Below are 13,923 nucleotides of genomic sequence, written 5' to 3' on the forward strand. Positions count from 1 at the left end.
TACCGCCCGGCGCGGCCGACGTTGCCGGCACCGGCAAGAGGCCGTAAGCGCGCGGGCGATGAGCGACACGCGGCCGATCCTGTTCTTCGACTCGGGCGTGGGCGGGCTCTCGGTGGTGGCGCCGACGCGCGCGCTGCTGCCGCGGGCGCCGATCGTCTACGCCGCCGACTCGGCGGGCTTCCCCTATGGCACGCGGGCCGAGAGCGAGATCGCCGCGCGCGTGCCCGCGCTGCTGGGGCGGCTGGTCGAGCGCTATCGCCCGCGGCTGGCGGTGATCGCGTGCAACACCGCCTCGACGATCGCGCTGCCCGCGGTGCGCGCCGCGCTCGACGTGCCGGTGGTCGGCACCGTGCCCGCGGTCAAGCCGGCCGCGGCGATGAGCGCCACGCGCGTGATCGGGGTGCTCGGCACCGAGGCGACGGTGCGCCAGCCCTATGTCGACGACCTCGCCGCCCGCTTCGCCGGCGACTGCCGGGTGCTGCGCCACGGCTCCGCCGCGTTGGTCGAGCTGGCCGAGGCCAAGCTGGCGGGCGAGGCGGTCGATCCCGCCGCGGTCGCCAGCGCGCTGGCGGGGCTGCTGGACCAGCCCGGCGGCGAGCGGATCGACGTGGTGGTCAACGCCTGCACGCACTTCCCGCTGCTCGCCGAGGAGCTCGCCGCGGCGGCGCCACCGGGCGTGCGCTTCGTCGACGGCGGCCCGGGTATCGCGCGGCGGATCGAGTCGCTCACCGCGGGGCAGGTTTGGGCGGCGGCGCCGGACGTGCTGGTGTTCACGCGGCTCGGCGAGCACGAGCGGCGCGTCGCCGCAGGCCTGGCGTTCGCGCGGGTGGAGGCGCTGTAGCGGCGGGCTGCGGGCGGCGGCGGTAAGCCAGCTCGGCCGCGACGCCACGCCCGTGCCCATGTCCGTGCGCTGGCCTGCGCTTGCCCCGTCCTGCCATGCCCCCGCCCCCTTCCGTCATTCCCGCGAAGGCGGGAATCCAGACGCGCGGACCTAGGTACTTGAGCCGCTCCGTCAGCGTGTCTGGATCCCCGCCTGCGCGGGGATGACGGAGTGAGGACGTTGAGACGGACGGCGGCGACGGAGAGACGCGGCGTCCGCGGAGAAGACGCGGCGCCGACCGCCTCGACGTCCGCCGCCGCACCGCCCCGCGCCCGGCCGCCCCGCCCCGGCCGCCCTTCCCTACCGCCATTTCCCTCTTGACCGCCGGCCGGGGTGGGACAATTTGTCCAAGCGCTCGATCAGACAAAGCGGCCTTATCCGCTGGCCATCGGGGGCGGAGGGGAGTAATCGCGGGCGCCATGATCAGCGACAGCAGAGAGGCGCGCGGCGTCGACTACTCGCGCGTGTTCACGCAGGCGATCGATCGACTCCATGCCGAAGGGCGCTACCGCGTCTTCATCGACATTCTGCGCAACAAGGGCATGTTCCCCAACGCGCGCTGCTTCGCCGGGCACAACGGGCCGAAGCCGATCACCGTCTGGTGCTCCAACGACTATCTCGCCATGGGCCAGCACCCCAAGGTGATCGCCGCGATGGAGGAAGCGCTGCACGACGTGGGCGCGGGCTCGGGCGGCACGCGCAACATCGGCGGCAACACTCATTACCATATCGATCTCGAGCACGAGCTCGCCGACCTGCACGGCAAGGAGGCGGCGCTGCTGTTCACCAGCGGCTATGTCTCCAACGAGGCGACGCTGTCGACGCTGGCCAAGGTGCTGCCGGGCTGCATCATCTACTCGGACGAGCTCAACCATGCCTCGATGATCGCGGGCATCCGCAACGCCGGGTGCGAGAAGCGCGTGTTCCGCCACAACGATCTGGCGCACCTGGAAGAGCTGCTCGCTGCCGACGATCCCGCCGCGCCCAAGCTGATCGCGTTCGAGAGCGTCTACTCGATGGAAGGCGACGTCGCCCCCGTGGGCGCGATCTGCGACCTGGCGGACAAGTATAACGCGCTGACCTATCTCGACGAGGTCCATGCGGTGGGGATGTACGGTCCGCGCGGCGGCGGGATCAGCGAGCGCGACGGCGTGGCCGATCGGCTGACCATCATCGAGGGCACGCTGGGCAAGGCGTTCGGCGTGATGGGCGGCTATATTGCCGCCGACCGCACCATCGTCGACGTGATCCGCAGCTACGCGCCGGGCTTCATCTTCACTACCTCGCTGTCGCCGGTGCTGGTCGCGGGCGTGCTGGCGAGCGTGCGCCACCTCAAGGCGTCGAGCGCCGAGCGCGACGGCCAGCAGGCCGCCGCGGCGACGCTCAAGGCGATGCTGCGCGAGGCCGGTCTGCCGGTGATGCTGGGCGAGACGCATATCGTGCCGGTGATGGTGGGCGACCCGGTCAAGGCCAAGAAGATCAGCGATATCCTGCTCGCCGAATACGGCGTGTACGTGCAGCCGATCAACTACCCCACGGTGCCGCGCGGCACCGAGCGGCTGCGCTTCACCCCCGGCCCGGCGCACGATCAGGCGATGATGCGCGAGCTGACCGCCGCGCTGGTCGAGATCTGGGACCGGCTGGAGCTGCGCCTGGCGGCGTGAGGGTTGGCGGCGGGGCGAGGCCGGGCGGGTCCCTGCCTAGAGCCGTCCTTGCCCGCGCGTGCGTCCCCTTCTCCCGTCATCCCCGCGGAGGCGGGGATCCAGACGCGCTGGCGTCCGCGGGTAAGCGTCGCGCCTGCGGCACCACCGTGGCCGCCTGACGCAGCGTACGTGACGGAGCCGCTGCCTCAGCGTGTCGGGGTCCCCGCCTCCGCGGGGATGACGGGAGAGAGAGAGAGAGGTCAGCCCTCGCCCGCTCACACCGCCTGCCCGGCCGCGTAACCGCTCGCCCACGCCCATTGGAAATTATACCCGCCGAGCCAGCCGGTGACGTCCACCGCCTCGCCGATCGCGTACAGCCCCGGCACCTTGCGAGCCTCCATCGTCTTCGACGACAGCTCGGCGGTGGAGATGCCGCCGACGGTCACCTCGGCCTTGGCAAAGCCCTCGCTGCCGTCGGGGTGGAAGCGCCAGTTCGCCAGCCGCCGCTCCGCCTCCGCCAGCGCACGGTCGCTCGCCGCCCCCAGCTCGCCCAGCCCGAGCCGCTCCGCCAACGCCTCGGCGAGCCGCGTCGGCAGCCCCAGCGCGCCCGCCAGCGTCGCGCGCGGCCGGGCGCGCTTGGCCTCGACCAGCCAACCGGGCGCGGCGTTGGGGCGGAAGTCGATCGCCACCGCCTCGCCGCGGCGCCAGTAGCTCGATACCTGGAGGATCGCCGGCCCCGAGAGGCCGCGGTGCGTGAACAGCGCCGCCTCCGCGAAGCGCGCCTTGCCGACGCGCGCCTCCACCGCGGTGGCGACGCCCGACAGCGCCCGGAACAGCGCCTCGCTGCCGGGCAATGTCAGCGGCACCAGCGCGGGTCGCGGCTCGACCACCTTGAGCCCGAAGCGGCGCGCGATGTCATAGGCCACACCGGTCGCGCCGAGCTTGGGAATGGACGGGCCCCCGGTCGCCACCACCAGCGCGGGCGCGCGATAGGTCCGACCGCCGTGCGCGACGGCGAATCGCGAGTCGGCGTGCTCGATCGCGCCGAGCAGGGCGCCGAGCCGCACCGCGACGCCCCCCACCTCGCACTCGCCGAGCAGCAGCTCGACGATCTGGCGCGCGCTGCCGTCGCAGAACAGCTGGCCCAGCGTCTTCTCGTGCCAGGTGATGCCATGGCGCTCGACCAGCGCGAGGAAGTCCTGCGCGGTGTAGCGTCCCAGCGCCGATTTGGCGAAATGCGGGTTGGCGGAGAGGTAGCGGTCGGCGCTGGCGTGCAGGTTGGTGAAGTTGCAGCGGCCACCGCCCGAGATCAGGATCTTCTTGCCGGGCGCGTCGGCGTGGTCGAGCACGACGACGCGGCGCCCGCGCTGCCCCGCCACCGCCGCCGCCATCAGCCCGGCGCCGCCCGCGCCGAGCACGATCGCGTCATAGTCTTCCATGCGCGCGCCGTGACATAGCGCGGGGCGTTGCGCCAGTCGGGGAAGGACCGCTCGGCAGCGGTGCGACGCCTGACCTTCTTCTTCCGTCATGCCGGACTTGGTACGGGATCCACCGTGCCGCATGCTCAAGCAGCGGTGAGGTGCGCCGACGGGTGGATCCCGGACCAAGTCCGGGATGACGGAAGCGAGTCGACGCGTTCGCCGGGGCGACCGCGCCGCCTTCTCAGTCAACGTCGCCGAAGCCATGCCCGATTGTCGGACGCCCTGCTGCACCGCTCGCATCGCCGGCGCGCTCCCACCAATAGGGCTGGCGCTTGCGCGTGCCGGTGGTGACCTCGTTGAGCGTCGCGGCGTCGTACAATCGGCCGCCGAGCATCACCTGCGCCACCTTGTCGCTGTTGCGGATGTCCGCGGTGGGATCGGCATCGAGCACCACCAGGTCGGCGAGCTTGCCCGGCTCGAGCGAGCCGACGTCCTTGGCATAGCCGAGCGAGGTGGCCGAGGCGATCGTGCCCGCGCGCAGCGCCTCGAGCGGGGTCATGCCGCCGCGCACGAAGCTCCACAGCTCCCAGTGTGCGCCCAAACCCGGCTGCTGCCCGTGCGCACCAATCGCGACGAGCACGCCCTTGTCCGCGAGCTTCCTGGCCTCGCGCGCGGTGACGCCGTCGACATAGTCGCTCTCGGGCGCGATCACGCGCCGCGCGTTCTGCGCGGCGAGCAGCGCGGGCGGCGCGTGGCGCGACAGCAAAGGATGACGCCACACGTCCATGTGCGCGCGCCAGTACGGGTCGCCCGCCGGCCCGCCATAGGCCACCACCAAGGTCGGCGTGTAGCCTACTCTGGTCTGGGACCAGAGCTGCACCACGTCGCCGTAGAAGGTCTCGAGCGGGACATTATGCTCCACCGTCGAATTGCCGTCCTGCACCAGCGTCATGTCGAGCGTGAACAGCGAGCCGCCCTCAGGCACCACCTCCATGTTCTCGGATTGGGCGGCGGCGACGACCATCTGGCGCTGCTCACGACGCGGCTGGTTGTAGTTCTTGACACTGTGCGCACCCACCGCCTTGAGCCGGCGCACCACCGCCAGCGCGTCATCGTAATCGTCGATCTGCGCGTAGACGTCGGGCGACTTGGCGCCGTAGATCACCTCGCCGGTCGAGAAGGTACGCGGCGCGAGCACCAGCCCGGCCTGCTGCATTTCGGCGGCGGGGAAGATCTCGGCTGAGCGCGACGAGGGATCGTGGATCGTCGTCGTGCCGAGCGCGAGATTGGCCATCGCCGACCAGTTCTGCTGCGGCACCAGCTCGTCGTCGCCCTGCGGGCCGTGCGCGTGCGCGTCGACCAGCCCGGGAATGATCGTCTTGCCGCTGACGTCGATCGTCTTGGCACTCGCCGGGATCTGGACCGACGCGCGCGGGCCGACCGCGACGATGCGGTCGCCGCGGATCAGCACGGTCGCGTCGTCGACGATGCCGCCGTCCGCCGCCGCCATGGTGACGACGCGCGCGCCGGTGAGCGCGACGATCCCGGTCGGCTTGGCGGCGTCCACCTCCATCGACAGCGACACGCCGGTGCGCGGCGGGGTGAAGGACGCGCCCTTCGCGCCCTCGTCCGCCGGCGCGGCGCGGAACAGCTGCGCGGTCTGCGCGGTGTAGAGCACCGGCCCCGCGCTCCAGTGGATCTGCTCGCCGCCGTTGGACCAGTGGATGAAGTCGGCGCCGTCCGCGCTGACCCGCGTCGCCGGCAGCGCGCTGCCCTTCGTGTCGACGTCGACAGCCTGCTTGCCCGGCAGCAGTGGCATCACGAACGCCTCGTAACTCTGCCGGAAGGCGACGTAATCGCCCGCGGGCGAGACCTGATAGTCGTTGACCAGCTCGCCCGCGGCATGGACCCGCTTGTTCTCGCCGGTGAGATCGGTGCTGACGAGCTGGCGCTTGCCGCCGTCGTTGGCGATCATGAACACGCGGTCGCCGCCCGCGCCGAACTGCGGGGCGGCGGCGTCGCGCGCGACGCGCTCGGGCGCGCCCCCGCTCGCCGCGACGCGGTACACGCCGCTGCCGGGGTTGCCGCGCGGCGAGGTCAGCTCGCCGCCCTGGCTCTGCTCGAACACGATCGTCTTGCCGTCGGGCGAGAAGCGCGGGCGGCGGTAGGTGCCCGCCGCCGTGGTGACGGTGCGCGCCGCGCCGCCACCCGCGGCGACCGTGCGGATCTGCCCAAGCGTATCGTCGCGCCAGCCGACGAAGACGACCTGCTTGCCATCGCGTGACCAGCTCGGGAACAGCTCGAACCCGTCGTCGCCGCGGGTCAGCCGCTTGGCCACGCCGCCGGCGACCGGCTTGACCCAGAGCTTGCCGAGCGTCTCGAACACGACCTGACGGCCATCGGGCGAGACTTCGGCCCAGCGCGGCATCTTGGTGGCGAAGCGCGCCGGCGCGACCTCGATCTGCGGGTGGACCGAGTCGACCACCACGCGCGTGTCGTTGACGCGGAACGGGATCACGCTCGCCGCGCCGCCGCCAGCCGGCACGCGGCGGAGCTTGCCGCCGGCCCAGAAGACGATCGCCTCGTCGCGCGGCGTCCAAGCCATGTTGGGGTAGACGCCGGTGACCGCCCAGGTCTCCTGCACGTCGCGGTCGAGCGGGCCGTAGACCTTGCGCTCCTCGCCGCTGGCGAGGTCCTTGACCCACAGGCTGCTGACGTTGTCGTCGCGCCGCACGAAGGCAATGCGCTTGCCGTCGCGCGACGGCGTCGGCCGCACCGCGCCGCCCGCGCCCGAGACGACCGTCGTCACCTCGCCGCTGTCGAGGTCGTAGCGCTCGATGTCGAACAGGTCGGTGCGCGAGTTCTGCGCATACTCGAAGATCGGGCCGGGCGAGACGTTGCGGGTGTAATAGACGCTCTTGCCGTCGGGCGCGTAGATCGGCTCGCCCAGCTCCTTCTGCAGCACCTCGCTGGCGCGCTTGACCAGCTGCACCCCGCCGCCGCCGGAGACATGGTAGAGCCACACCTCGCCGGTGCCGAGCGAGCGGCCGGTGGTGAAATGCTTCTTGGCGACGATGAAGCGCCCGTCGGGGCTCCACGTCGGCTGGTTGAGCAGGCGGAAGTCCTCCTTCGTGACCTGGCGCTTGTCGCTGCCGTCCAGGTTCATCACCCAGATATTGTCGCCGCCGCCCCGGTCCGAGGTGAAGGCGATGCGGCGCCCGTCGGGCGAGAAGCGCGGCTGGTGCTCGAACGCGAGCCCCGCGGCGATCCGGGTGGGCGTGCCGCCGGTGACGGGCATGGTGTAGATGTCACCGAGCAGGTCGAACGCGATCGTCTGTCCGTCGGGCGAGACGTCGAGGTTCATCCAGCTGCCCTCGTCGGTGGCGATGCGCACCTCGCGCGTGCGCAGGCCCCGCGGCGCGTTGACGTCCCATTTGGCGGGCTTGCCCTTGTCGGTGGCGGGGGCGCCGGCGGTCGGCTGCGACCGAGGCTGGGGCAGCGGCAGCGGACCGGCCTGGTCGGGCAGCGGCGCGGTCGCCTGGTCCTCGGGCGCCTGGGCCTGCGCCACCGGTGGATCGTTGGGCGGCGGGCTCACCTGCGCCGCGAGCGGGGCCGAGAGCTGGGCGGCGGCGAGGCAGAGGGCGACGGCGGTGAGAGCGCGCTGGGACATTGTGCGGAGATTCCCCTTTCGGCCGGGACGTTAGAGCGTGGGACGGCAGCGGGGAAGCCGCGCGGCCGTCCGCGAAATTTCACTGACTTTTTAAAGTGCGTCAGAGTCTTGGCCGACAAGAACCGGCTAGCGTAACGATTGGTCTACGCGGGAAAAATACGTGCTTCACAGCCTGCCCCTTCACCGGTTCAATGAGTCGATCGTGTTGCCGAGCGGCGATCTCGAGCGGATACAGGCCATGGGCGAGCCACCGATGCGTCTGGCCCGCCACGCGATACTGCGCCGCGAGGGGGAGTCGCCGCGTTATATCTACCTGCTGCTCGACGGCTGGGTCGCCTCCTCGGTGCTGCTGCCGGGGGGGGACCGCCAGATCACCAAATTCCATCTGCCCGGCGACCTGCTCGGCACGCCCAGCATGTGCCTGGAGCGCACCGCCGACACGCTGACCGCGCTGACCCCCGCGAGCGTCAGCCGCGTGCCGCTCGCCGCCTTCGGCGACCTGTTCCAGCGCTCGCCGCATTTCGCCGCGGCGATGCTGCTGAGCATCCAGCGCGAGCGGGTGGCGCTGATGGACCGGCTCGCCGCGGTCGGTCGAATCCCGGCGCTGGCGCGCGTGGCGGCGCTGCTGCTCGACCTCGCCGAGCGGCTCGGCGCGCTCGGCGGCGGGGAGGTGAGCGAGTTCGAGCTGCCGGTGACGCAGGAGCAGATCGGCGACCACCTCGGGCTCACCGCGGTGCACGTCAACCGCATCTTCCGCCAGTTGGTCGAAACCGGCCTGGTCGCGCGCCACCGCCAGCGCGTGACGCTGCTCGACCGCGCGCAGCTGAAGTCGGTCTCGGGCCGGCAGGAGCGCGTGCCAGCGCAGGACGTGAGCTGGCTGGTGGGCGCACGAGCGGAGGCGTGACGGGTCATCTCTGCTCACTGAGTCGCCGATGAGTCCCGGGTAGATTCAACCTCGCTCTAGGCTGGCGAGGTGCGCAACGGGAGCGGTATAGCAGAGGCATCGAGGTTCAGGCGGCAGCGCCGTTCCACCGCGATATTCATCTCGGCCGTGGGGCGGGTGCCCGGTCGATGCGGTCGTGAGCCGCTGTCAGCGGTGCGGATGCGTCATCTTGCGCCGGCCAAACAGCTCAGCGCACCGCCCCCGCATACCCGGGCGCCGCCTCACACCGGTCCGGGTGCTTGCGGCACGCCTTCTCGCGCTCGCGCCGCTCCTTCTCGTCGCGCTCGGCCTGCTTGCGCTGCTGTCGGACGTATTTCTCGTCGCGCTCCTTGGGGCTGGTCGTCATCACGTCGGCGCCCTTGCCGACCGCCTTTACCGGCAGCGTCGCGACGTTCCACGCCGTCCGCACGCACCCGCCGGTCGCCAGCAACGGCACCGCCGCCATCATCACCACAAACCCACGCATCACTTCGACTCCCACCCCCGTGCCTCTGCCCCGATAGCAGGAAAATCGGTGAAAAACCCGTCGATCCCCTGCCCCAGCGCGGCGCGGATCTCGCCGAGGAGGTCGCCGTGCGCGGCGGGCTGGTCGCCGTGCGCGGCGGGCTGGTCGCCGCGGCGGAAGCGCGGGTCGAGGAAGACGTTCTCGGCGCGATAGGTCCAGGGATGCACCCTGAGCCCCGCCGCGTGCGAGTCGTGCACCAGCGGCGTCGCGGTCGCGCCCGACCACAGCATCGCCTTCTCCGGCCCGAGGCCGTAGGCGTAGCGCGCCACCGCGCGCAGCCCCTCGGGCGTCACCATCGCCGCGTAGCTCGGCGCGGCGCCGTCGGCGGGAGCGCCCTTCGCGGCGACGAGCTGGATCAGCCGGATCTTGGTCATGGTCGCCAGCCGCTTGAGATTGTCCACCTCGAACGACTGGATGAACACCGGTGCCGCGCGCGAGTCCCAGCCGGCGGCGCGCAGCTGCGCGACCAGCAGCGCGTCGGTCGGGTGGCCGATCGAACGGAAATAGGTCGGGTGCTTGGTCTCGGGGTAGATGCCGACATGATGCTGCTGCGCCAGCGCGATCACCTCTGCGAGGGTCGGGATAGCTTCCTTCCCGTCCCACGCCGTGTTGGCGGGGCGCAGCTGCGGCAGCCGCTCCCTCGCGCGCAGCGTCTTGAGCTCGGCCAAGGTGAAATCTTCGACGAACCAGCCCGTCAGCGACTGACCGTCGATCGTCTTGGTGGTGCGGCGGTCGGCGAACTCGGGATGCTGCGCGACGTCGGTGGTCTCCGAGATCTCATTCTCGTGGCGGGCGACCAGCACGTCGTCCTTGGTGGGCACCAGGTCGGGCTCGATCACGTCGGCGCCCTGCTCGATCGCGCGTGTGTAGCTCGCGATGGTGTGCTCGGGGCGCTCGCCGCTGGCGCCGCGGTGCGCGATGATGAGCGGGCGGGCGGCGGGAGGAACCATGCCCGCCTTCTGCGCCAGCGCCGCATGAGGCGCCAGCAATAGCACCAGCCCCATGAGAGTCGTTCGCACGGACCCCCGAAGCGGCCGCGACGTTTCGCACATGTTAGTCAGGGGCCGGTCCATGCACTTCACCATCAATGGAAAATCCTACGAGGCCGAGGTCGATGTCCGCACCTCGCTGCTCGACCTGTGCCGTGAGCATCTCGGGCTCACCGGCAGCAAGAAAGGCTGCGACCACGGTCAGTGCGGCGCCTGCACCATGTTGGTGAACGGTCGCCGCATCAACGCCTGCCTCACGCTCGCCGTGATGCACCAGGATGACGAGATCATGACGATCGAGGGTCTCGGCACGGTCGAGAACCTCCACCCGCTCCAGGCCGCCTTCGTGAAGCACGACGGCTATCAGTGCGGCTATTGCACGCCGGGACAGATCTGCTCCGCTGTCGGCATGCTCGACGAGGTGAAGAAGGGCTGGCCCAGCCACGCCTCGGCCGACCTGAGTGACGTCACCTTCGACGAGAGCGAGATCAGCGAGCGGATGAGCGGCAATATCTGCCGCTGCGCCGCCTATCCCAACATCGTCGAGGCGATTCGCGAGGTCGCCGCCGAGCAGCGCGAGGTGACGGCATGAAGACGTTCGACTATGCCCGCGCGGGCAGCGTCGCCGAGGCGGTGCAGGCGGGCGGCCGCTTCATCGCGGGCGGCACCAATTTGCTCGACCTGATGAAGCTCCAGGTCGAGACTCCCGAGAAGCTGGTCGACATCAGCCGCCTCGACCTCGACCAGATCGAGGAGCGCGAGGACGGCGGGCTCACCATTGGCGCGCTCGTACCCAACAGCGACCTCGCCGCCGACCCGCGCGTGATCGAGAAGTACGAGGTGCTCAGCCGCGCGCTGCTGGCGGGCGCGAGCGGCCAGCTACGCAACAAGGCGACCACTGGCGGCAACCTGCTCCAGCGCACGCGCTGCTATTATTTCTACGACACCGCCGCCGGCTGCAACAAGCGCGAGCCCGGTAGCGGCTGCGAGGCGATCGGCGGCTTCAACCGCATCCACGCCATCCTCGGCACCAGCGACCAGTGTATCGCCACCCACCCCGGCGACATGCCGGTGGCGATGCGCGCGCTTGACGCGGTGATCGTCACCCAGCGCGGCGACGGCGACAAGCGCCGCATCCCGATCGCCGACTTCTATCGCCTGCCCGGTGACACGCCGCATATCGAGAACGTGCTCGAGCCGGGCGAGCTGATCACCCATGTCGAGCTGCCCGCCCCGCCGCAGGGCGGGCAGACCTACCGCAAGGTGCGCGACCGCGCCTCCTACGCCTTCGCGCTCGTCTCGGTCGCCGCGGTGATCGCGGTCGAGGACGGCCGGATCGCGTCCGCCGCGCTCGCTTTCGGTGGCCTCGCACACATGCCGTGGCGCAACCCCGCGGTCGAGGCCGCGCTGGTCGGTCAGGCGCCCGGTACCGCCGCCTTCGAGGCCGCCGCCGACGCGCTGCTCGACGGCGCCAAAGGCTTCGGTAGCAACGACTTCAAGCTGCCGCTCGCGCGGCGCGTCCTCATCGCCACGCTCCGGGATCTCACGCAATGACCCTGCTCGACACCGTCCTGGGCCGCGACGAGCATCGCTCGCTCCGCATGGACAAGCCCCTCCCCGACAGCCTGCTCGACCGCGGCGCGCAGGGCGTGATCGGCCAGCCGATCGACCGCATCGAGGGGCCGCTCAAGGTATCCGGCCGCGCCACCTATGCGGCGGAGTACCCAGCCGAGCGGCTCAGCTACGGCGTGCTGGTGCGCGCGCCCTTCGGCTCGGGCACGATCACCGACGTCGTCGCGGCCGAGGCCAAGGCGCTGCCGGGGGTGATTGACGTCATCACCGATTATCCCAGCTTCATCCGCAACCCGCAGCAGGGCGGCGAGAAGAAGGCGCCGACTCAGGGGGTGGAGAAGGTCGACTATCACGGCGAGATCGTCGCGATCGTCGTCGCCGAGACGTTCGAGGCGGCGCGCGACGCCGCGGCGCGGGTCAAGGTCGACTACGAGCCGGCGGAAGGTGCCTTCGTCTTCGAGGAGCATCGCGATGAGGCCGATCGGCCCCCCGCCGACCAGATCCCGGCGAAGTCGAGCCAGGGCGACGTCGACGCGGCGATGGCGTCCGCCGCCTACACCGTCGACCAGACCTACACCACGCCGAGCCAGAACTCCGCCGCGATGGAGCCGCACGCCTCGATCGCCGAGTGGAAGGACGGCAAGCTGATGCTGCACGGCTCGTACCAGATGGTCGCGTCTGACCAGATGCAGCTCGCCCAGGCGCTCGGCGTGAAGAACGATCAGGTGCGGATCATCTCGCGCTACGTCGGCGGCGGCTTCGGCTCCAAGCTCGGCATCGCGCCGGAGAGCGTCGCCGCCGCGATCGCGGCCAAGCGGCTCGACCGGCCCGTGAAGGTGGCGATGGCGCGCCAGCAGGTGTTTGACGCGACTGTGCGTCGCTCGAACACCGAGCAGCGCATCCGCCTCGCCGCTGACCATGACGGCAAGCTCGCCGCGATCGCGCACGAGACGCTGGCGAGCAACCTCCCCGGCGAGGATTATTTCGAGCCCGCCGCAATCGGCACGCACTTCGCTTATGCCGCGGAGAACCGGCTGACCGACCACAAATTGGTGCGGCTCAACTGGCTGCTCTCCGGCTCGATGCGCGCGCCCGGCGAGGCGGTCGGCATGCTCGCGCTGGAAGCGGCAATGGACGAGCTGGCCGAGGTGATCGGGATCGACCCGATTGAGCTGCGCCGGCGGAATGAGCCCGAGCAGGATCCCGAGAAGAAGGTGCCCTTCTCCAGCCGCCAGCTGGTACCGTGCCTCGACCGCGGTGCCGAGGCGTTCGGCTGGTCGGCGCGCAAGAAGACCGCGGACGACCGCCGCGGCGAGTGGCTCCACGGCATGGGCGTGGCCGCCGCGGTGCGCTCGAACATGCTGCAGAAGTCGTCCGCCTCGGTCGAGCTGACCGCGGACGGCCGCGCGATCGTGTCGACCGACATGACCGACATCGGCACCGGCACCTACACGATCCTGGCGCAGATCGCCGCCGAGACGCTCGGCCTGCCGCTCGACCGCGTGATCGTCCATCTCGGCGACGGCGAGGCACCGCCCGCGGCGGGCTCGGGCGGCTCCTGGGGCGCGGGCTCGTCGGGCTCGTCGGTCTATGTCGCCTGCGAGGCGCTGCGCGAGAAGCTCGCCAAGGCGATGGGCGTCGACGCCGACGAGCTGACGCTGAAGGACGGCCGCGCCATCGCCGAGAACCGCGCGGTGGAGATCACCGAGCTGGTCGGCGACGGCATGAAGGTCGTCGGCACGATCCAGCCCGGGCACCAGGAGAAAGCGGTCCGCCAGGCGAGCTACGGCGCGCACTTCGCCGAGGTGAAGGTGAACGCGGTGACCGGCGAGGTGCGCGTCGTGCGGATGCTCGGCGTGTTCGAGGCAGGCCGCATCCTCAATCGCAAGACCGCGCGCTCGCAGTGCCTCGGCGGCATGACCTTCGGGATCGGCGCGGCGCTCAGCGAGGAGCTGGTCCACGACCGCCGCAACGGCAAGGTGGTGAACCGCGACCTCGCCGAGTATCACGTGCCGGTCAACGCCGACATCCCGCAGCTGGAGGTCGAGTTCCTCGACGGGCGCGACCACCACGCCAACCCGATCCACGCCAAGGGCATCGGCGAGCTCGGCATCTCGGGCGCGGGCGCGGCGATCGCCAACGCGATCTACAACGCCACCGGCGTGCGCGTGCGCGATTATCCGATCACGCTCGACAAGCTGCTGCCCGGCCTGCCGGACTAGGATCAGACCCACCATGTCCGAGGTGCGGGCGTGCTCCTGCGAACGCAGGAGCCCAGAGCGACGAGCACGGCGCCCGCG

General features: G+C 71.0%; 10 protein-coding genes. 6 read left to right on the forward strand and 4 right to left on the reverse strand.

What is annotated here, in order from left to right:
• Positions 1–58 precede the first annotated feature (58 nt).
• Both murI and hemA read left to right on the forward strand, forming a co-directional pair.
• Positions 59–841 carry a glutamate racemase gene (gene murI / locus FHY02_RS05380; RefSeq protein WP_183920818.1) on the forward strand — a complete coding sequence of 261 codons (783 nt, stop codon included), beginning with the start codon at positions 59–61 and terminating at the stop codon, positions 839–841.
• Positions 842–1,299: 458 nt separating this feature from the next.
• Positions 1,300–2,544, forward strand: coding sequence for a 5-aminolevulinate synthase (hemA, locus tag FHY02_RS05385; protein WP_183920819.1), 1,245 nt, complete (start codon positions 1,300–1,302; stop codon positions 2,542–2,544).
• A gap of 254 nt (positions 2,545–2,798) precedes the next feature.
• Here hemA and FHY02_RS05390 read toward each other — a convergent pair whose 3' ends face one another.
• Positions 2,799–3,962: an NAD(P)/FAD-dependent oxidoreductase gene (locus tag FHY02_RS05390; RefSeq protein WP_183920820.1), complete on the reverse strand. Its 1,164-nt coding sequence runs from the start codon at positions 3,960–3,962 to the stop codon at positions 2,799–2,801.
• 223 nt (positions 3,963–4,185) lie between these two features.
• On the reverse strand, positions 4,186–7,614 hold the full coding sequence (locus FHY02_RS05395; protein WP_183920821.1) for an amidohydrolase family protein: 3,429 nt from the start codon (positions 7,612–7,614) through the stop codon (positions 4,186–4,188).
• Between the two features lie 253 nt (positions 7,615–7,867).
• Here FHY02_RS05395 and FHY02_RS05400 point away from each other — a divergent pair, with 253 nt between their 5' ends.
• The gene (locus FHY02_RS05400) at positions 7,868–8,518 is read left to right on the forward strand and encodes a Crp/Fnr family transcriptional regulator (RefSeq protein ID WP_183920822.1); all 651 of its coding nucleotides are present in this window, start codon (positions 7,868–7,870) and stop codon (positions 8,516–8,518) included.
• A gap of 226 nt (positions 8,519–8,744) precedes the next feature.
• Here the strand turns inward: FHY02_RS05400 and FHY02_RS05405 are convergent, their stop codons facing one another.
• Positions 8,745–9,023, reverse strand: a complete 279-nt coding sequence (locus FHY02_RS05405) for a hypothetical protein (protein WP_183920823.1) — start codon at positions 9,021–9,023, stop codon at positions 8,745–8,747.
• On the reverse strand, positions 9,023–10,066 hold the full coding sequence (locus FHY02_RS05410) for a glycerophosphodiester phosphodiesterase (protein ID WP_183921452.1): 1,044 nt from the start codon (positions 10,064–10,066) through the stop codon (positions 9,023–9,025). Before FHY02_RS05410 ends, FHY02_RS05405 begins: the two co-directional genes overlap by 1 nt.
• 67 nt (positions 10,067–10,133) lie before the next feature.
• Between FHY02_RS05410 and FHY02_RS05415 the strand changes: the two genes are divergently transcribed.
• The 3 genes from FHY02_RS05415 to FHY02_RS05425 are packed head-to-tail and all read left to right on the forward strand — an operon-like array spanning position 10,134 to position 13,845.
• Positions 10,134–10,643 carry a 2Fe-2S iron-sulfur cluster-binding protein gene (locus tag FHY02_RS05415; protein WP_183920824.1) on the forward strand — a complete coding sequence of 170 codons (510 nt, stop codon included), beginning with the start codon at positions 10,134–10,136 and terminating at the stop codon, positions 10,641–10,643.
• Entirely contained in the window at positions 10,640–11,605 is a 966-nt protein-coding gene (locus FHY02_RS05420) for a xanthine dehydrogenase family protein subunit M (protein WP_183920825.1), read from the forward strand. The genes FHY02_RS05415 and FHY02_RS05420 overlap by 4 nt, the downstream gene beginning before the upstream one ends.
• Positions 11,602–13,845 (forward strand): xanthine dehydrogenase family protein molybdopterin-binding subunit, encoded by a 2,244-nt coding sequence (locus tag FHY02_RS05425; RefSeq protein WP_183920826.1) that lies wholly within the window; start codon positions 11,602–11,604, stop codon positions 13,843–13,845. Before FHY02_RS05420 ends, FHY02_RS05425 begins: the two co-directional genes overlap by 4 nt.
• Positions 13,846–13,923: the final 78 nt, after the last annotated feature.

The sequence above is a fragment of the Sphingomonas sp. BK069 genome (genome assembly GCF_014193405.1).
In the GTDB taxonomy this organism is placed as follows: Bacteria; Pseudomonadota; Alphaproteobacteria; order Sphingomonadales; family Sphingomonadaceae; genus Sphingomonas.